The sequence below is a fragment of the Micromonospora ureilytica genome, assembly GCF_015751765.1.
GTDB classification, from domain to species: domain Bacteria; phylum Actinomycetota; class Actinomycetes; order Mycobacteriales; family Micromonosporaceae; genus Micromonospora; species Micromonospora ureilytica.
Genome location: NZ_JADOTX010000001.1, coordinates 993732 through 1012985 on the forward strand (window position 1 = coordinate 993732; position 19254 = coordinate 1012985).

The 19254-nt window shown below is 68.1% G+C and carries 19 protein-coding genes; 11 read left to right on the forward strand and 8 right to left on the reverse strand.

Annotated elements, in window-relative coordinates; genetic code table 11:
* Nucleotides 1–49: 49 nt before the first annotated feature.
* The 5 genes from IW248_RS04360 to IW248_RS04380 are packed head-to-tail and all read right to left on the reverse strand — an operon-like array spanning nt 50 to nt 5415.
* Nucleotides 50–1126 carry an ABC transporter ATP-binding protein gene (locus IW248_RS04360; RefSeq protein ID WP_196925766.1) on the reverse strand — a complete coding sequence of 359 codons (1077 nt, stop codon included), beginning with the start codon at nt 1124–1126 and terminating at the stop codon, nt 50–52.
* Nucleotides 1126–2193, reverse strand: a complete 1068-nt coding sequence (locus IW248_RS04365) for an ABC transporter ATP-binding protein (RefSeq protein ID WP_124820781.1) — start codon at nt 2191–2193, stop codon at nt 1126–1128. Before IW248_RS04365 ends, IW248_RS04360 begins: the two co-directional genes overlap by 1 nt.
* Entirely contained in the window at nt 2193–3104 is a 912-nt protein-coding gene (locus IW248_RS04370) for a carbohydrate ABC transporter permease (RefSeq protein ID WP_196925767.1), read from the reverse strand. The genes IW248_RS04365 and IW248_RS04370 overlap by 1 nt, the downstream gene beginning before the upstream one ends.
* Nucleotides 3104–4054, reverse strand: a complete 951-nt coding sequence (locus IW248_RS04375) for a carbohydrate ABC transporter permease (protein ID WP_124820779.1) — start codon at nt 4052–4054, stop codon at nt 3104–3106. Before IW248_RS04375 ends, IW248_RS04370 begins: the two co-directional genes overlap by 1 nt.
* On the reverse strand, nt 4051–5415 hold the full coding sequence (locus IW248_RS04380) for an extracellular solute-binding protein (RefSeq protein WP_231396172.1): 1365 nt from the start codon (nt 5413–5415) through the stop codon (nt 4051–4053). Before IW248_RS04380 ends, IW248_RS04375 begins: the two co-directional genes overlap by 4 nt.
* Before the next feature lie 351 nt (nt 5416–5766).
* On the opposite strand from IW248_RS04380, the gene IW248_RS04385 reads away from it, so the two are divergent.
* The 8 genes from IW248_RS04385 to IW248_RS04420 all read left to right on the forward strand — a co-directional run bounded on the left by IW248_RS04385 (nt 5767) and on the right by IW248_RS04420 (nt 11627).
* Nucleotides 5767–6510, forward strand: coding sequence for a GntR family transcriptional regulator (locus IW248_RS04385; protein WP_231396173.1), 744 nt, complete (start codon nt 5767–5769; stop codon nt 6508–6510).
* Nucleotides 6511–6595: 85 nt separating this feature from the next.
* Nucleotides 6596–7165 carry a DJ-1/PfpI family protein gene (locus IW248_RS04390; RefSeq protein WP_124820776.1) on the forward strand — a complete coding sequence of 190 codons (570 nt, stop codon included), beginning with the start codon at nt 6596–6598 and terminating at the stop codon, nt 7163–7165.
* Nucleotides 7166–7184: 19 nt separating this feature from the next.
* Entirely contained in the window at nt 7185–8006 is an 822-nt protein-coding gene (locus tag IW248_RS04395) for an alpha/beta fold hydrolase (protein WP_196925770.1), read from the forward strand.
* 307 nt (nt 8007–8313) lie between these two features.
* Nucleotides 8314–8826 carry a hypothetical protein gene (locus IW248_RS04400; RefSeq protein ID WP_196925771.1) on the forward strand — a complete coding sequence of 171 codons (513 nt, stop codon included), beginning with the start codon at nt 8314–8316 and terminating at the stop codon, nt 8824–8826.
* Between the two features lie 123 nt (nt 8827–8949).
* Nucleotides 8950–9468, forward strand: coding sequence for a SigE family RNA polymerase sigma factor (locus IW248_RS04405; RefSeq protein ID WP_196925772.1), 519 nt, complete (start codon nt 8950–8952; stop codon nt 9466–9468).
* The gene (locus tag IW248_RS04410) at nt 9468–9965 is read left to right on the forward strand and encodes a hypothetical protein (RefSeq protein ID WP_196925773.1); all 498 of its coding nucleotides are present in this window, start codon (nt 9468–9470) and stop codon (nt 9963–9965) included. The genes IW248_RS04405 and IW248_RS04410 overlap by 1 nt, the downstream gene beginning before the upstream one ends.
* A gap of 208 nt (nt 9966–10173) precedes the next feature.
* On the forward strand, nt 10174–11403 hold the full coding sequence (locus tag IW248_RS04415) for a cytochrome P450 (RefSeq protein WP_196925774.1): 1230 nt from the start codon (nt 10174–10176) through the stop codon (nt 11401–11403).
* On the forward strand, nt 11400–11627 hold the full coding sequence (locus IW248_RS04420) for a ferredoxin (protein ID WP_124820771.1): 228 nt from the start codon (nt 11400–11402) through the stop codon (nt 11625–11627). Before IW248_RS04415 ends, IW248_RS04420 begins: the two co-directional genes overlap by 4 nt.
* 156 nt (nt 11628–11783) lie before the next feature.
* On the opposite strand, the gene IW248_RS32845 is transcribed toward IW248_RS04420, so the two are convergent.
* Nucleotides 11784–12836 carry an NUDIX domain-containing protein gene (locus IW248_RS32845; RefSeq protein ID WP_231396174.1) on the reverse strand — a complete coding sequence of 351 codons (1053 nt, stop codon included), beginning with the start codon at nt 12834–12836 and terminating at the stop codon, nt 11784–11786.
* A 76-nt stretch (nt 12837–12912) separates the two neighbouring features.
* On the opposite strand from IW248_RS32845, the gene IW248_RS04430 reads away from it, so the two are divergent.
* Complete coding sequence (locus IW248_RS04430; RefSeq protein ID WP_196925775.1) at nt 12913–13182, forward strand: hypothetical protein; 270 nt, start codon at nt 12913–12915, stop codon at nt 13180–13182.
* A 287-nt stretch (nt 13183–13469) separates the two neighbouring features.
* Nucleotides 13470–14336 carry an alpha/beta fold hydrolase gene (locus IW248_RS04435; protein ID WP_196925776.1) on the forward strand — a complete coding sequence of 289 codons (867 nt, stop codon included), beginning with the start codon at nt 13470–13472 and terminating at the stop codon, nt 14334–14336.
* Between the two features lie 80 nt (nt 14337–14416).
* On the opposite strand, the gene IW248_RS04440 is transcribed toward IW248_RS04435, so the two are convergent.
* Nucleotides 14417–15262 carry an alpha/beta fold hydrolase gene (locus IW248_RS04440; protein WP_196925777.1) on the reverse strand — a complete coding sequence of 282 codons (846 nt, stop codon included), beginning with the start codon at nt 15260–15262 and terminating at the stop codon, nt 14417–14419.
* 17 nt (nt 15263–15279) lie between these two features.
* Entirely contained in the window at nt 15280–16113 is an 834-nt protein-coding gene (locus tag IW248_RS04445) for an alpha/beta fold hydrolase (protein WP_196925778.1), read from the reverse strand.
* 94 nt (nt 16114–16207) lie between these two features.
* Here IW248_RS04445 and IW248_RS04450 point away from each other — a divergent pair, with 94 nt between their 5' ends.
* On the forward strand, nt 16208–19195 hold the full coding sequence (locus IW248_RS04450) for an AfsR/SARP family transcriptional regulator (protein ID WP_196925779.1): 2988 nt from the start codon (nt 16208–16210) through the stop codon (nt 19193–19195).
* The last annotated feature ends 59 nt before the right edge of the window (nt 19196–19254 follow it).

Sequence of the window (19254 nt, forward strand, 5' to 3'; positions counted from 1 at the left end):
GCCTCAGCGATCGCGCCATGCGTGTCGACGGACGGGTCACCCGGCGCGGTTATCGCCCAGCCTCGGACAGCGACAGCCCGGTGCCCGCATCGAACAGGTGCGCACGGTCCAGGTCGACAGTGACAAGCAGCCGTTCGCCCGGCGTACCGGTGACTGTGGGTCGTGCCTTGACCTTGAGGATCTCCGTTCCCACTCGGACGTCGACCACCGTGCGGTCACCCAGCGGCTCAAGTCCGTAGAGTTCCCCCGACAACGACGCGTCCCCACGCTGCTCGACCGACAGGTCCTCCGCGCGCAGGCCCAGCAGCAACGCACGACCGTCCTCGGCCGTGGTCCAGCGGGGCCGCGGCAGCGTCCAGCCCTCCGCACCCACCAGACGATCGCCCTCGGCGCGGCAGGCGAGCAGGCTGATCGGCGGGCTCCCGACGAAGCCGGCGACCCACTGGTTGGCGGGACGCTCGTACACCTCGGTCGGCGTTCCGACCTGTTGCACCTTCCCCTCCTTGAGGACCGCGACCTGGTCGGCCATGGACAGGGCCTCGACCTGGTCGTTGGTCACGTAGACGAAGGTTGCTCCGAGGCTCCGGTGGATGCGGGTGAGCTCGGTGCGCATCTCGACGCGGAGCTTGAGGTCGAGGTTCGTCAGCGGCTCGTCCATGAGAAACGCGCGTGGACGACGGACCAGCGCCCGGGCCAGGGCGACACGCTGCATCTCACCGCCCGACAACTGCGCGGGACGACGCTGCAGCAGACGTTCGATGTGCAGCAGGCTCGACATCTGCTCGACGGCAGCGGCGATCTCGCTCGAAGAACAGTGGCGTGCCCGCAGCGGCGAAGCGATGTTGTCGTACACCGTGTGTCGCGGGTAGAGGGCGTAGCTCTGGAAGACCATGGCCAGGTCGCGCGCGGCCGGGGTGTCAGCTGTCGCGTCCCTCCCGTCCAGATGCACCGACCCGGCGTCAAGCTTGTCAAGGCCGGCGATCGCTCGCAGGGTCGTCGTCTTGCCTGCCCCGGAGGGCCCGAGCACGACGAAGAACGAGCCGTCCGGCACGTCCAGCGTCACCCCGTCCAGGGCCTGAACCTTGCCGAAGGACTTGCACAGCCCACGCACTGCCACGGTTCCCATCAGGCCACCAGCTCTTCCGTGCTCACGTCGTAGACCGCCGGGGTCGCGCCGGTGTGCCGTAGCCCGACCTTTGCGTCAGTGGCGAAGCGGACAGTCGGTGGCATCCGAACCCGTACGTCGCGCTGGCCGCTGTGGTCAACCACGTAGATGATTTCGTCCCCCAGCCACTCCGCCGAGACCACGCGGGCCGGTACCGAACGATCCGCGCCTGGTTCGGTGACTTCCAGCGCCTCCGGCCGGACGCCTGCGACCAGGCTGCGGTCGCGCGGCAGGCCCGGCGGTGGCGTGAGGACCAGTCCGCCCTGACCGCGCAGCTTCCCGTCGGCCACCTCCACCTCGATCAGGTTCATCGGCGGGGAGCCGATGAACGCTGCGCAGAAGAGACTCGCCGGACGGTCGTAGACCTCCAGCGGCGTGCCGATCTGCTCGACGCGGCCCTTGTTGAGGATGGCGATCCTGTGGCCGAGCGACATCGCCTCGACCTGGTCGTGGGTGACGTAGACCATCGTCGCCCCCAGCTCTCCCTGCAGGTGCTTGATCTCCGTGCGCATGTCCGCCCTCAGCTCCGCGTCCAGATTGGTGAGAGGCTCGTCCATGAGGAATGCGCGCGGTCGTCGCACCAGGGCGCGAGCAAGCGCGACGCGCTGCTGCTCCCCGCCGGACAGCTGGCGCGGTCGCCGGTCCAGGAGCGGACCGAGTCGCATCAGCCGGGCGGCCTCCTCGACCCGCTCGTGCACCTCCGGCTTGGGCAGACCCTCGGCCCGCAGCGGGAACGCCAGGTTGTCGCGGGTCTTCAGATGCGGGTAGAGAGCGTAGAACTGGAACACCATGGCGATGTCGCGTTCGGCGGGCGGCAGGTCGTTGACCAGCGTGTCGCCGATGCGGATGTCGCCAGTCGTCTGCCTCTCCAGGCCGGCTATGGCCCGTAGCGTGGTCGTCTTGCCGCAGCCCGAAGGGCCGAGCATCACGAACAACTCGCCGTCGCCGATGGACAGGTCCACGTGATCAACCGCGACCGTCCCGTCCGGGTAGCGCTTGTGCAGGGCTGTCACCTCGATGCCCGCCATCAGCGTCGCACCGCCCCGAGCGTCACACCGGCGACGAGGTGCTTGCGTACCAGGTAGGCGAAGACGAGCACCGGTAGGGCGAACACCACGGAGGCGGCGGCCACGAGACCCCAGTCCACTGTCGTACCGCCGATGAGGCCGGCGATGGCGGGTGGTGCCGTCCGCACGTTGTCACTGGAGGTAAGGAAGATGGCGAACACGAACTCGTTCCACGAGAAGATGAGTGCGAAGACCGCCGTCGCGGCGATACCGGGCACGAGCAGGGGAAGGGTGAATTTCCAGAACGCCTGCAAACGGGTGTAGCCGTCGAGCATGGCGGCGTCCTCATACTCGGAGGGCACCTCGTCGACGAACCCCTTCATCATCCAGATCGTGAACGGGACGTTGAACGCGGCGTAGATGAGAATCAGCCCGAGCTTGGAGTCGATGAGTCCGACTTGGCGGTACATGAGGAAGATCGGGACCACGACCACCACGGGCGGCATGAAGCGGGTGGACAGGATGAAGAACAGTTGGTCCTTCCTGGCCTTCACCGCGAAGCGTGAGTAGGCCCAGGCCGCCGGGACCCCCAGCACGGTGGCCAGCACCGTGGAGACCCCGGCGACCACGACGGAGTTGAGGAACGCGACGGACAGGGCCGAGCGACCGCCGTCGGGGGAGACGAACACGTCCTTGTAATGGTCCAGAGTGACAGTGAAGCCGAAGAACTCGGCCGGGATGGCGTAGACGTCGCGGTTCTCCTTGATGGACGTCTCGATCATCCACAGCACCGGGAAGAGCATCACGACGGCCAGCACGGTCAGCAGCGCGACCTCCAGCACCGAGCGGCCCCGGCCGCCAAGGCGGCGCGTGGGGGGCGTGTGATCCGGGGCAGGACCCGTGGACACGGCCTCGTCGACGGAGACGGCCATCAGCCCTCCTTGAGCTTGTTCAAGTAGCGCAGGTAGAACTGCGTGAGCACGATGACGACGAGGACCATGAGAATCCCGTACGCCGAGGCGGTTCCGGTGTTGAAGCCCAGGAACGCGACCTTGTAGACGTGGAACGACAAGGTCTCGGTGGAGACACCCGGACCACCGCTGGTGAGGATGTAGACGAGGTCGAACAGGCGGAAGGCCTCGATGGCCCTGAACAACACGGCGATGAGGAGCAGCGGCCACACCAGCGGAAGGGTGATGTTGCGGAACCGGAACCACTCGGACGCCCGGTCGATCGAGGCGGCCTCGTACAGGTACTTCGGAACCGCGGTAAGGCCCGCGAGTGCGATGAGCATGATGAACGGCGTCCATTGCCAGGTGTCGACCACGATCAGGGAAACCAGTGCCGTTCGCTGCCGGGTGAGCCACTCCACCTGCCCCAGGCCGAGCGAGCCGAGCATGCTGTTGATCACGCCGAACTGCGCGTCGAGCATGAATCGCCAGAACAGCCCGACCACTACCGGCGACAGCATCATCGGAACCAGGAACAGAGTGGTCAGCAGTCCTCGCCCGTGTGTGCGCCGCGAGATCAGGTAGGCGATGGCGAAGCCGAGCACGGTCTGCAGGCCGACCGCGCCGATCACGTAGATCAACGTCGTCAGGGCCCTCTGGTGGACCTGCGCCGACGTCAGGATGGCGGTGTAGTTGCCGAACCAGAGGAAATGGGCGGGCCCCCCGCGGGTGGCCGAGTAGTCGGTGAAAGACAGGTACAACGCCCACAGCAACGGGAACACCGACATCGCGAGCAACAGCAGCAGCGCGGGGGAGATGAAGGCGACGGCGAGACCGCGGTCGCTCAGCCCGCGGGACCGGCCCCGGGCAGGCGGCGTCGCGGACGCCACCTGCCCGGGGTCGTCGGTCGTCAGAGGGGCGGGGTCACTCACAGTCCGCCGCCGCCCTTGCGGCCGCTGGAGTCGAGTACGCTCTGCTGCTCCTTGGCGATGTCGTCGAGCGCATCCTTCGGCTTCTTCGCGCCGTTGAGAGCCGCGTTCACGTTGGTGTTCTCAATGTTGACGAGGCGCGCGTACTCGGGCACGTTCCACATGTCCCGCATCCGTGGAACCGAGTCGGTGTAGACCTGGTTGAACGGCCCGGCATTGAGGAACTCGGGCGACTCCAGGGCGTCCGTACGCGATGGCACGCCACCTGCCGCGGCCCACTTCTTCTGGACATCAGCCCGCTCGAACCACTCCATGAAGTTCAGGGCCTCGGCCTGGTTCGCCGTGGAGGAGTAGGCCGACACGTGCATCCCCATACCGCCGAGGGGGACCAGGTTCGTCTTCTGGCTCGGCAGGGTGGCGAAACCCAGCTTGTCGAGAATCTGCTCCCGCGTGGTGCCGAGCGTTGACTCCTTCGGATCAAGCAGGCCGCCGCTGGCGGCGATCCAGTTGAACGCGATGCATGCCTTGCCCTGCGCGACCGCCGCGTTCACCTCGTCGATGAACCAGTTGCCGGAGCCCTTGGCGGTCAGCGGCTTCATCTTGTTGACCAGGACGTCCATCGCTTCCTGGCCCGCTGCGTCGTTGAGGACGCCATCGATCTTGCGGGTCTTGGAGTCCCAGAGGTTGCCGCCGTAGACGCCGTTGACCGTGTTGTAGGTGACGGCCGCGGCGTCGGAGCCATTGGCCTGGTGGAAAGCCAGCCCGCTGACGCCAGGGTTGTCCGCCTGGCACTTCTCGGCGGCTGAGATCATCTCGTCCCAGGTCTGCGGTGGCTTGTCGCCGATCAGGTCCTTGCGGTAGATCATCGTCCAGGTGTCGCCGAGCAGCGGCAGTCCGTACAGGCTGGCGTTCTCGTCGCGCTTGCCGGTCTCCGCCTGGGGGTACTGGCCGTAGGCCGCCAGGAGGTACGGGTTGTAGGCCGTGACGTCGATGTTCTTCTTGACGAAGTCGGTGATGTCGAGGATGTTGCCGTTCGTCACGGCCTCGCCGATGTGTTGCGAGTCCAGGATCGCGATGTCGAAGTCGGTCTTGTGCGCGGCGAACTGGGTGAACATCGCGTCGTGCCAGTTCGCGTTCGGCACGGTGTTGACCTTGATGGTCGCGTTCGGCCGTTCCTTCTTGTACTCCGCGTTCGCGAAGGCTTCGAGTGCTTTGGCGGGCGGCCACTCGAACCAGATGAAGCTGAGGGTCAGCGGGTCCTTGGTGAGCTCCGGGATGGTCGCCGGCGCCTTGGGGGCGCTCGCCTTCGCGTCGTCGTCCTTGCCATCGCCGCAAGCCGTCGCGGTCGTGGCCACCAGCAGCATGGCCGCCGTCGCCAGCTGAACCCTTCGACCGGGAGCGGACATTCGTCCTGTTCGCTTTGGATACCGCATCTTCTTGCCTGCCTTCTGGGTTGGGGACTTCTAGAGCCTCGCTATGTGCTTCGCCGAGCAGTTGCTGGGTCGTTCAGGTGCGGTGCCGGGCAGTCGCGGGGCCGAACCGCGGACCGGTGTCACGAGATCGAAGTAGAGCGATGGCGGGCGGTCCCGCGATGGTGCAGGATGACGAGCATCCGGCACTTTTCCTATACGATCGAGTAGGGGCGTCAGCATCCCGCAGCGTTGTGACTGATGTCAACAGGTTCCCGAAGACGCAAGAAAGGACCTCACGTCACGATGGACGAGGAAGCGATGACCGCACCGGGCCGCAGGGCCGTGACGGGTGGAATGCCGCCGGGAAGATCTGGCGGCCGGCTTGCCGACGAGGTGTACGACACCCTGCTCGGACAGCTGATGTCGCTACGGATCGAGCCTGGGTCCCGCGTCACGATCGACGTCCTGGCACGAGAGCTCGGGGTCTCGCAGACGCCGATCCGAGACGCTCTGAACCGCATGGAGGCCGAGGGCCTGGTCGTGCGGGTGCCCCATGCTGGCTACCGCATTCCGCCGCAAATCACCCGTCATCGATTCGAGGACATGCTCGAGATCCGCCTGCTCCTCGAGCCGGCGGCGGCACGCAGATCCGCCGAACGCGCGTCCTCCGCGCAGGTGGCCGGTCTGCGACGAATGCTGGAGGAGATGGCGGAACTGGAGGGGGGCAACGGGCCCACGGCCTATGGCGCCTTCGGGCTACGCGACGCCGCTTTTCACGATCTCGTCGCCCTGAGCGCGGAGAACCAGGTCATCCGTGAAGCGCTCGCTCGCCTGCACAGCCACGTGCACCTCTTCCGGCTTCACCACGACACCCAGGTCACCCACCTGGCCATGGCCGAGCACGAGGAAGTGGTGGCCGCGATCGCCGCGCGTGACTCCGATGCCGCCGCCTACGCGATGCGTCGGCACATCCTGCGATCCGGCGAGCGTTTCCGACGATTGTTCGACGAGGTCAAGGGCGCGGACGGAATGGCGGTAGAGGCTTGACGGGCGGGCTGGGCCGAGGAATGCTAACAATCGATCGGATCGGATTGGATCGACCCCACCCGCCCCCAGACGCGAGGAGAAGCAGGTGCCCAGAGCGCTGCTCCTGACCGGCGACGCCGCCGAGGAGCTCGACACCATGTATCCCTACTATCGCGTGCAGGAGGGCGGCTGGGACGTCGACGTCTCGTCACGGACGCTGCGTGACGTGCAACTGGTCATCCACGAGTTCGACCCCAACTCCGACGCCTACGTGGAGAAGAACGGCCGGAAGCTGCCGGTCGACGTGCCCTGGGCCGAGGTCGACGTCGAGCGCTATGACGCCCTCATCATCCCCGGGGGACGTGCCCCCGAGTGGATCCGGGTGGACGCCGACGTCAGGCGCATCACCGAGCACTTCTTCGCGCGCAACCTCCCCATCGCGCTGGTGTGCCACGGCGCGCAGGTGCCAGCGGTGTACGGGCTGCTGAAGGGTCGAAAGACTGCCTGCTTCCCGCCCATCACCGGTGACATGGAGAACGCGGGCGCGACAGTCATCGACGCTCCCGACGTCGTGGACGGCAACCTCGTCTCCTGCCGGGGATGGCCCGACATGCCGCAGTTCGGCAGGGCGATGATGGAGCTCTTCTCGAAGTCCGTCAACTCCGCATCGGCATGAGCACAGCTGACCTGCCCCGGTGACGACACTTCGGACCGTCGCAGTCGACGGCTCCCCGGTCCACGTCCTGGAGAGCGGCGCCGGGCGCGCGGTGCTGATGCTGCACGGCTCCGGACCCGGCACTACCGGGTCCGGAGCCTGGGCGACGACGGCGCAGGCGCTGGGCACGTCCTGGCACGTGGTGGCGCCTGACCAGGCGGGGTTCGGCCGTACACCTGTCCCGGCGGGCTCCAGGGGCGGGCTTCGGCTGTGGACGGAGCAGGCCGCGGGCCTGATGGATGCCCTCGGTATCGAGCACTACGCCGTGGTGGGTCACTCCATGGGCGGTGCGGTGGCGCTGGCGTTGGCGGCCGCGCGCCCCCAGCAGGTCACCAGTGTCGTGGCGGTCTCGACGATGGGCACCCCCGGGGCGCCGCTGTCCGCCGACCTCGACGCAATCTGGGCCGCCCCCGCCGGTCCGCTCGGGGCACGAGACATGCTGAGTCGCCTCGTCCTCGACCAGGCGCTCGTAACCGATTCGGCCGTCGAGGCCCGTGCAGCTGCGATGCGAGCGGGGGCGGGGGCATTCGCGTCGTTGTTCCCTCCACCCAGGGCGCGATGGGTCGACGATCTCACCCTCTCGGCGCGAACGCTGGCAACGGTCCGCGCGCCGGTGCTGCTCGTTCACGGCGCCGACGACCGAGTGACCCCGCTCGGGACGGCAGCTCAGCCCCTGCTCGAACACCTGGCCGATGTCCGTCTGCACGTGCTCGGCCGATGCGGGCACGTGCCGGCGATCGAGCACCCGCACGAGTTCAGGCAACTGCTGTCGTGCTTCCTCCGCGGGGACCGAAGTCACTAATAGGCGGGTCGCCGAAAGATTTGGAGAATTTCTCTGGTTGGCGGCAACCTGCGGGCCGTGGATCGCATGTACCCGGATGTAAGCGACGATCGCCACGATCCATAGGGGCCCGGAAATGTCTGCACGTCACCTCCTGCTGCTGCCCGCTGTCGCCGTCCTGATCGGACTGTCGGCCTGCGACTCCGCGGCGCCAGCTGGTCCCAGTCCAACCGCATCTGCTCCGACGTCGGCTGCTGCGGCCACCGGTACCCCCGGTGCGTCGCCCGCTGTGGACACCACGGCAACCGGGGTTGTCGAGTGTCCCTCGGTGACGACCCTCCAGACGCTGGTTCAGCTGCCGAAGGGCATGTCTCTCACGAACGTGAAGTGTGTCAAGGGCTGGGCGGCGGCCGATCCGCAGGGCCCGACCGCCGGTGACGGCGTCTACCTGTTCCGCCACGTGGACAGCACGGGCTGGAAGTACTACGACCAGGGCAGCGGATGGGACTGCAAGGATCTCGGCCTCACCGAGCCGGCGCCGTTCTGCATCTCGGATCCGGTGACGACGACCACGTCGGCGAACAGCGCGGTCACGAGTGCGAAGTGCCCCTCGGCGAAGACTCTCGAGACCCTTGTCGAGCTTCCGAAGGGCTGGACGTTCGGCGCTGTCCAGTGCGTCAAGGACTGGGCGGGAGCCGATCCGCAGGGCGCGAAGGCAGGTGACGGCGTCTACCTGTTCCACTTCGTGACCGGCACGGGCTGGAAGTACTACGGCGACGGCAGCGGGTATGACTGCAAGGACCTCGGCCTCACCGAGCCGGCGCCGTTCTGCATCTCCTGACCGGGGTGACCGCGGTCGCTTGCTGTGGCGCACACCAGTTAAGGTGTGCGCCACAGTCACCCGGCCGCATCGACGCCGCCGCTGCCTGAAGGACTTTGGGGTACGTGGGGGGACGAGCGGGGCATGGCGGACTCCATAGACGATCTTTTCTGTGAGTTCGTTCGGACCCGCTCGCCGGCGTTGCTACGGACGGCGTACCTGCTGACCGGCGACCGGCACCTCGCCGAGGACCTGGTGCAGGATGCGCTGGCCCGCACGCATCGGGGTCGGCGCCGGCTGGATGATCCCGGGCACTTCGAGGCGTACACCCGCACGGCCATGTACCACCAGCACGTGAGCTGGTGGCGGCGCCGCAAGGTAGCCGAGTCCCTGCCCGGCGAACTGGCAGACGTGGTCCAGCCCGGCAGCGACCATGCTCGCCGCACCGATCTCAAGCTTGCCCTGCACCAGGCCCTCGCCCAACTCACCCAGCGGCAACGGGCCGTACTGGTGGCACGGTTCTTCGAGGACCGCAGCGAGGCCGAGGCCGCGGATCTGTTGCACTGCTCGGTTGGCACGATCAAGAGTCAGACCAGCAAGGCGCTGGCTCGCATGCGGGAGATAGCGCCCGAGCTGCTCTCGGCCGTGATGGAGGAGGCCTGATGACCGACGACCTCGGGCCCCTGCGTCAGGCCATGTCCGATCTGAGCGAGCACGGCGGCACCGCGGACATGTACGAGCGCGCCCTGCGCAGGTCGCGGCAGTCGCAGCGGCGGGTAGCGGTCACCACCGGCGCCGCGGCCGCAGCGGTGGTGTTCGCCGTCGGCGGTACGGTCGCCTTCGCCACCCGCCAGCGGCCCGACCCTCCGACGCCACCCGCATCCGCCCCCACCAGTGCGGGACCCCAGAACCCCAACTGTCCCTCGACGCAGACCCTCGGGACCCTGGTCGAGCTGCCGGCGGGCTGGTCCTTTGCTTCCAGGGAAGTGGAGTGCGTCGAGACGTGGGCGGCGGCCGACGTGCAGCGTCCGGACGCCAACGCCGTCATCTACCTGTTCCATTACACGGCCGGCACGGGCTGGCGATTCCAGGACCAGGGCACCGGATGGGACTGCAAGGACCTCGGCCTGACCGAGCCGGCGTCCTTCTGCACCTCCTGACCGCCTGAAGTAGTCCGTGCCGAGCCACTGCTGCCCGCTGTGGGCCGCGCTCCATGGCGATCATCGACACCTCCCGCTACGATCCGATATCGACGAGTCACCGAGCGTCGATGTGTGCTGTCCGCGAGCCCTGGACGCTGGCAATCCGGCGCCGCTACGAACGTGGTGCCGGCCTGAGGATCACGCCGTCTCGACGAAGGGAATCCGGATGACGGAGAGCGCGCAGACCACCGATCGTCGATCCGTTCCGCCCGCGCGGGCGTACCCGTTCAGCGTGCCCGACCGCCTCGTCGTCGATCCGACCTATGGCGAACTGCGCGAGAACGAGCCGATGACCCGGGTCCAGCTCCCCTACGGCGAGGAGGCGTGGCTCGCCACCCGGTACGAGGACGTCCGTACGGTCCTCGGCGACGTGCGGTTCGGCCGCGCCCCGGCCGTTCAGCGCGACGAGCCCAGGCTCACCCCGCGCCAGCAGTACAGCGGCATGCTCACCATGGACCCGCCCGATCACACTCGATTGCGACGGTTGGTGGCGAAGGCGTTCACGGCACGTCGGGTGGAGGCGCTGCGACCCCGAACCCAGGAGATCGCCGACACGCTGGTCGACAACATGGTCCGGCTCGGTCCTCCGGCCGACCTGGTGGAGCATGTCGCCACGCCGCTGCCGATCCAGGTGATCTGCGAGCTGCTCGGGGTTCCGTACGCCGACCGTGACCGCTTCCACATCTGGTCCGAGGCGATCGTCTCGACCACCTCCCTGCCCCTGGAAACGATCCAGGAGTACCTGAACAGTCTCTGGGGCTACATCGGTGATCTGGTCGCCGAGCGCCGCCGCGAGCCGGGGATCGACGACCTGCTCGGCGCGTTGGTGCGGGCCCGCGACGAGAATCAGGATCGGCTCAGCGAGACCGAGCTGGTGGAGCTGGCCGGCGGGCTGCTCGCGGCCGGCCACGAGACCACGGTGACCCAGATTCCCAACTTCGTCTACGTCCTGCTGCACAATCCGGACCAGCTCGCTCGGCTGCGGGCCGACCCGTCGCTGGTGCCGGCCGCGGTCGAGGAACTGTTGCGGTACGTGCCGCTCGGCGTCGGCTCCTCCTTCGCCAGGTACGCCAAGGAGGACGTCGAGGTCGGCGGGGTGCTGGTCCGGGCAGGTGAGCCGGTTCTCGGTTCACTGTCGTCGGCGAATCGGGACGCTACGGTCTTCGCCGACCCGGACCGGCTGGATCTCAACCGCGAGCAGAACCCGCACCTGGGCTTCGGGCACGGCGTACACCACTGCGTCGGCGCGCAGCTGGCCCGCATGGAGTTGCAGGTCGCCGTCGCCACCCTCGTGACTCGCCTACCCGGATTGCGGCTCGCCGTACCGGAAGCCGAGCTGGAGTGGAAGCGGGGCATGTTGGTGCGGGGCCTGCTCGGCATGCCGGTGGCCTGGTGAGTACCGCGTGGCGGATCGGGGTGGACTCGCGCCGCTGCATCGGCGCGAGCATCTGCGCCGGCACCGCGCCCGAGCACTTCCGCCTGGTCGGCAGCCTGTCCGCGCCGCTGGCCGACGTCGTCGCCCCGGCCGAGGTCATCCTCGACGCCGCCGACTCGTGCCCGGTGGAGGCGATCACTGTCCGCGACGCCACCGATGACCGGCTGATCGCGCCGCAGGATTGACCCGAGATCGAGCCCGGCTCCGACGAATTGTCGTGTCCGTCTGTTCAGCCGCGTGCCCCTGGGTGAGGATTTTCCAGATGACCCGAGGCGCGACGCCGAGGTCGCCGATGGCCAAGACCGAGGCGGCCCGCTCGACCGGCCCCGGGTCAACTCGCCTCAGGCGAGAGGTGCCACCCCACCGCAGGCACCGATCGTGCGGGCGGCTGCGGCCTGGACCTGCGGGGACGGATCGGACATCGCCGCGGTCGCCGTGGCCAGCAGCGCCGGCACGATCTGCCGGCAGCCGAGCACGGCCCGGACGTAGAGGGCGCTCTGCAGCCGCTCGTCCTCCCAGATCCCGTCCTCGTCGCCATCGTCGAGCGCTTGGGCCAGAGCCGCGTCCACGTCGAAGTCTGGCTCGGGCAGGTCCCTGCCCGTGATGCTGCCCGCCTCGGCCACCGCGGCCAGGAAGTTGAGCAATTCGGCACGCAAACCGGGATCGGACACTCGCGGGTCGGCGAGCAGCGCGGCCACATCGAGGGCGGCCGCCGGGGTCGCGGTCCACGGCGTTCCCTGGTGGATGATCGCCGACCACAGATGCTTGAGCGCCCTCGCGTGGGCCGCCGGGTCGTCGTCGGCGAGCGCCGCCAGGTGGCCGGGGGTGTCCACGGCGAGGCCGTAGGCATGCAGCAGAGCGGCGTAATCGGTCAAGCCTGGAAAATTCCCGGTCGGCACCGACGCGAGCCCCACGGAGCTGTCCTCGGTCGGCAGTTCGGGTGCGACCACCGGCGACGCGGGTGTCCGTGCTTCGTCGCGCCGAGGCAGCCGGTCAGGCTCAGGCGGGGAAGAGAGCAGCGCCGGCAGGGCGGCAAACACGAGGGGAAGGCCGCCCAGCTCGCTGATCCCGACCCATGCGATGTCGTCATGCTCCTCAGGTGCACGATTGGTGGGAGAGCCGACCCACTCGCTGATGTGCCAGACACCTACGTGGACGGCGCTCTCGCCACTGCCAGCATGCAGGTCACCCAACCGTGACGAGGACTCCGCCACAATGTGAACCCCAAGCTCCTCGTGCATCTCCCGCGCGAGAGCCTGTAGTTCGGACTCACCCGCCTCGACGTGCCCCCCGGGCAGATCCCAGAGATCTGGGTATGCGTGGCGGGTCGGGCTGCGGTGCACCAGTAGGACCGCGCCGTGCTCCACGAGTGCGCCGCAGACGACGACATGCATGGCGGGATTAGAGCACAGGGATAGGACAGCTCGAGCCGACTGGGCGGGCCGCCGACGGTACGCGGACAATGGGCGGATGAAGCGAGAGGTACGCCTGATGCGGTTGACCGGGACACGCGCCAACGGTGCGGTCGCGACGGGTGCGGCGGCTACCGGCGCGCGGGCTGCGGGGGCTACCTCGGTCGGCGCCCTCGCCGTGGGGGCGCTGGCCGTCGGGGCCGTTGCCGTCGGGGCGCTGGTGATCGGGCGGCTGGCGATCCGCCGGGCGGTCGTGCGGGAGCTGCGCGTCGGCCGGTTGGAGATCGGTGAGCTGGTGGTGCACAGCCGACCACCTGCTGACGGATAGCCCACTCCGGCGGCCACCGATCGCTGAAGGCCAGCGGGTTTGGTGCCATGTCCTCCAGCAAGGTGAAACCTGAGCGATTTTCCCCTTCTGTCCGAGACTTCCGCTGCGCGTCAGTACGGTGAGGTTTGGGCGATCAGGCGGGTCATCGCGGCACCGGAGCCCGGCCGCTGACGGTGCGTGCGCCGCTCGGCGGTGCTTCCGACGGTTTGCGGCTCCGGCGGGGTCGCGTTGGCGCCACGCACATCTGCCCGCGTTCGGAAACCACTGACCAACGAGGGGGAAGAGACATGCTCGGTATCTCGCTACGTCGGCCGAAGACCATCGCCGCAACGCTCGCCGCCGCAACGCTGGTGACGGTGCTCGGCTCAGCCGCCCCAGGCGTGTCCGCGGACGGCGGTGCGCGACCGACCCCTGACGAGGGGCATCGCACCAAGCCGACCATCGTCCTGGTGCATGGCGCCTGGGCCGACGGTTCGAGCTGGAGTGGGGAGGTCCGCAGACTCCAGGCACGCGGTTTCGAGGTCCAGGTTGCGCCGCAACCCAACCGGGGGCCGACGATCGACAGCGGCTACCTGAAGGACTTCCTGTCCACCATCGAAGGTCCGGTCGTGCTCGCGGCCCACTCGTACGGCGGCTTCGTGGCAAGCGACGCCGCGACCGGCAACAAGAACGTCAAGGCGCTCGTGTTCGTCGACGCCTTCGCCCCGGACAAGGGGGAGACGGTGGAAGAACTCACCGCCGGCTCCGGCTCGGTGCTGGAGCCGGCCCTGACCGACCCCACGAGCGTGTTCAAGCTCGTGCCGTTCCCGGGCGCCCCGGAAGGTGCGGTCGACGCGTACGTCCTGCCGAAGGTGTTCATCCCCGGCTTCGCCAACGGTCTGCCCCGGCGGCAGGCGGAGGTGCTCGCCGTATCCCAGGTCGCACTGGCCACGAACGCCCTGGCGGTGCCGGCCACCGAGCCGGCGTGGAAGACGATCCCGGTTTGGGCGGTGATCGGCACCGAGGACCGGGTCATCCCGCCGGCCAGCCAGGAGGAGATGATGAAGCGGGCGGGCGCCGACATCACCCGGATCGACGCCGGTCACCTGGGCCTTATCTCGCATCCCGGCGAGGTCACCGAGGTCATCCTGGAAGCAGCCCGGACGACCGCCTGAAAGGGCTCGCTGACAGCGGCAGCAACCGGAACGGGCCGGCCGTGGCATCGCGGTGAGCGATGCCACGGCCGGTTGTCGTGTCAGTTGGTCGCCTTGGCGGCGGCCTCGATCTGGTTGGTGACCGCACCCGCGTCCGTGACCATGGACAGGTGGGGGGCGTTGATCTCGACGGTGTGTGCCTTGGCCCGCTTGGACATGGCGATCTGCTGAGCGGCGGGGATGACGGCGTCCTGCTTGCCGATCACGGACCAGGAGGGAATGGTGCGCCAGGCCGGCGGGCCGGCCTCCTCGACCAGGGCGCTGTAGGCCAGGGGGCGTTGCCGGGCTGCGAGTACCGCGACGTCCTTGGCGGGGATGCTCTTGTCGGCGAACGCCTTGCCGAAGACCGACGGCTTGACGTAGAGGTTGGGGTAGTGCGGGTCGCCGCCGGGGATCGCGACCTGGTCGAAGACGGTGGACGCTTCGGCGGCGAAGACCGAGCCCGGCACGGCCGAGGTCAGCGAGTAGACGGTGTCGTGCTGGTCCGGGATGTACGCGTCGACGTACACCAGGGCCTTGACCTGCTTGTCACCCAGGGCGGCGTTCGTGATGACCATGCCGCCGTAGGAGTGACCGACGAGGACGACCGGTCCGGTGATGGTGTCCAGGTACGCGCGCAGACTCGCGGCGTCGTTGGCCACGCCCGACAGCAGGTTCGGCGGTGTGACCACCCGGTAGCCGTCATGCTGGAGTTTGGCCGCCACCTTGTCCCAGCTGGACCCGTCAGCCCACGCGCCGTGCACGAGCACGACTGTCGGCTTGACCGATGCGGGGCGCGAATGCTGGGCCGTCGAGGCCTGCGCGGTGCCGATACCGGCACCAACCAGGGTCAGGGCGCCGATGGCTACGCCTACGGAAATGAGGCGCCGCCGGAAGGACAATTTCACGGTGTTTGTGTTTCCTTTCACTTCTGCAGAAAGTCGAGCAGGGCGGCGTTGACCTGATCGCTGTGGGTCCAGGCAATGGCGTGCGGACCGCCCTCGATAACGAGCAATCGCGTGTCCCCGATGAAGGCGGACAGTCGCTGGCCGGTCACCCCGATGGGTAGGACCCGGTCCTGGTCGCCCTGGATCACGAGTACCGGTACGTCAACCTTGGCCAGGTCGTCCCGGAAGTCGGTGAGCCAGGTCGGGATACAGGCCACCGCGGCGACGGGAGATCCGGCCACGGCCACGTTCAGACTGGCCTGGAACGCCTCGTCGCTGACCAGCGAGCCGCCGTAGACGTCGAGGTTGTAGAAGTTCTCCAGGAACTGCTTGAGCCACGCGTTCCGGTCCGCCCGCGCCGCCTGGATGAACCCATCGAACAACGACTGCGGTGCGCCTTCGGGGTTGTCGTCAGTGCGCAGGAGGAACGGCGGGATCGGCGACATCAGCACGGCCTTCGCGACCCGCTCGGTGCCGTAACGACCCAGGTACCGGGCAACGTCGCCGGTTCCCATCGAGTGACCCACGAGGATGGCGTCGCGTACGTCCAGGTCCGTGAGCAGCACGTTCACATCGCTGGCGAACGTGTCGTAGTCGTATCCACTGGCGGGCTGGCTGGAATTGCCCCAACCCCGCCGGTCATACGTGATGACCCGGTATCCGGCTGCGAGCAGTGCGGAGACCTGCTTTTCCCAGGCTTGCCCGCTCAGCGGATAGCCGTGACTGAGTACCACTGGCGTACCGGTGCCGTGATCCTCGTAATAGATCTCGATCGGGTTGGCTCCCTCTGAGCCAACTGTGACACGGGGCATGCGCACTCCTTGGGCTTGCGTTCCGCGCTGGGAACCTTGCCAAAGATATGGTTGTGGAGCGTTTCGTGAATCACCCGAATCACGTAGTCCCCGTGTGTGGCGACCGACTCGACGGACAACGAGATATGGGGGATGCGGGGGACCGGGGCACACCGCAGGCTGGGCCGAAAAGCGAAGCCGCTGCCCTTCCATCTCTAGGATGTCAATCGTGACGACGCCCGACCGCAGGCTCCCGGACGCGCCGCAGTCCCACTGCGAGTTCAAGGTCTTTGGCGGTCTTGGCTGCCGGCGGGACGGCTCGGACGTCGATCTCGGCCCGGTACGCCAGCGGATCATCCTGGCCAAGCTCCTCGCCGCCGGGGGTGACGCGGTCAGCCTCGACAACATCATCGACAGCCTGTGGGACGAACGACCGCCGGCCAGCGCCGCCAACCAGATCCACAGGCACGTCGGCAACCTCCGGCGGATTCTCGAACCGGACCTGGACGTCCGCGAAACCGGTCGATACCTCCTACCGGCCGGTACGGGTTATCGGCTACTCCTCGCGACCGAGGCCTCCGATCTGGCCATGTATCGCGAGTTGGTCCGGCGGGCCCGTGAGGCGCTCACCGGCGGGGACGTCGTGGCCGGCGTGCGGGCGTACCTCACCGCTCTGGAACTTGGCCGCAGCCCCGCGTTCACCGACCTTCCGACAAGCGCGTCGAGTTCGCCGGAGTTCGTCGCCATCGAACGGGAACGCATCGCGGTGGCGCTCGCGGCCAGCGAGGCAGCGATCGATCACGGCATGGCCGGCGCCGTGTTGACCCCACTCCTGAGCGTTGCCGCCGCGGCGCCGCTGGACGAGGCGCTACAGGCGTGCCTGATGCGCGCGTACGTGGCCACCGGTCACCGGGCGGAAGGGGTACGCGTCTTCGAACGGAGCCGTCAACGTCTGGCCGAGGACCTGGGGGTGGACCCGGGGCCGGAACTGCGCGAGGCGTATCGGGAACTGCTCGCCAGCGGCTGGACCCTGCAGGAGGAACTGCACCCGCCGGAGGCTCCCCGGCCCGCACAGCTGCCGCCGCAGGTCGCGGGCTTCGTCCGCCGAAACGACGTGGCCAACGTGCTCGACGACCAACTGTCCGGCGCATTCAACGACGCCACCATCGTGATCACCGTGCTCGGCGGCATGGGTGGCATCGGCAAGACCGCGCTCGCCGTGCACTGGGCCCACCAGATCGCCACCGAGTTTCCCGATGGCCAACTGTTCCTGAGCCTGAGGGGCCTCGATCCGGACGGACGCGTCATGTCGTCGGAGGAGGCCCTCGCCACGTTGCTCGCGTCCCTGGGCGAGCCGGCGGTCTCGTCACCGCAGGAGAACGTCGACGCGCAGGCAGCTCGTTACCGCAGTCGCCTTTTCGGTCGACGACTCCTGATTCTCCTGGACAACGCGCACGACTCCGATCAGGTCCGCCCGCTGCTGCCAGCCTCCCGGGGCTGCCTGGTCATCGTGACGAGCCGCAACCGGATGACGAGCCTGGTCACCCGGGAGGGCGCACGTTACCTGCAGGTCGATCGGCTGACCGGGGCCGAGTCCCGCCAGCTTCTGATCAACCGCCTCGGTGTTCGTCGCGTCACCACGAACCCGGACGCGTTGGACAAGGTCATCGCGCTCTGCGCCGGGCTGCCGCTCGCACTGGCGATCGTCGCGGCCCGCGTGGCCCTCAATCCGGCCCTGCCACTGAGCGCGGTCCTCAGCGACGTCTCGGCGCCGTCCGCCAGACTCGACGCGTTGTCCAGCGCGGACTCGTCCGACGACGTCCGGTCGGTGTTCTCGTGGTCGTATCGCGCCCTCGGCCCGTCAACGGCGCAGGTGTTTCGCGCCCTTGCCGTCCATTCGGGTCCAGGGATCTCGCTGGAGTCGGTGGCCAGTGTCGCCGGAGTCGGTCGCGCACAGGCGCGCGAACTGCTCATGGAATTGGTGACCGCGAATCTGCTAAACGAGTCGCAGCCAGGACGATACGTTCTGCACGACCTGTTGCGGGCCTACGCGGGTGAGCTTCTCGACGAGGATCAAGAGCGACCGGAGTACGAGCGGCGTCTCATCCTGCACTACCTGCACTCGGCCCGTGCCGCGTACGCGAGGCACCACCGGCAGCCGGTCGGCACCGTCAGCGAACCGCCGTCGGATGTGACGCCTGAATCGTTCGACAGCGTGCCACAGGCTGCCGCCTGGTACGCACGGGAACGGTCCGCCTTGTGGGCGACGATCGATCTGGCCCTCGCACACAGCCTCGGGCGCGACGCGGCGGCCATGGTCCTCGCCGCCTCAGCACCGGGCAGCAACTCCATACCCGCGGGTCGAACGCAGACGGTACTCGCGATCCTCGATCTGGTCAGCGTGCTCGGCGAGCCGCTGATGGAGGCCGAACTTCTTCGTACCATCGGCGAGGTCTCCGCGCCGCTGCCACCGGCCGACGAATATCTACGTCGAGCCCTGTCCATCTTCGAAGGCGCCGGAGAACTCGCCGGACAAGCCGACGTCCTGCGAAACCTTGCCGTGCTGTCGTTGTCGCGTGGCGACCACGACGCCGCAAACGGCTACGGTGAACGCTCCGTTGGTCTGGCCCGGCAGACGGGGCGCCAGGAGCTGCTCGCCGTCTCGCTGCTGACGTTCACGAGAGCGCTCCTGGGATCCGATCGGTTCGAGGCCGGCACACGGTTCGCGGACGAAGGGCTGGCCATCGCAGTGGCGGAGCACCTGGATCACTTGAAGATCTATTACGCACAGCTCATTGCGGAGTCCTCCTGGAAACTCGGCCGGCTCGAACGAGCGGCGGAGGTGTCGGAGTGGGGATTGACGGAGGGCGTCTGTGAGTCGAACGGCCCCCGGTGTGCCGTCGCGGCGATCCTCGCGCGGGCCGCATTCGATCTGGGCGACCTGGCGCACGCGGAACGGGGGTGCCAGCAGTTCGAGAACCTGATCGCCGACAACGGCTTCCGGGAACTCATCGAGTTCTCCGGCATGGAGGAGGCCGAGACATACCGGACCATGGTCGCGTATGTGCGGGCCCGGCTGAGCTTGATGGGCGGCGCGTCCTGAGCGGGTAGGGCGAGCACTCAGTCTGCACTCGTCGTGCACAGCGGTGCGTTCGGATGGTC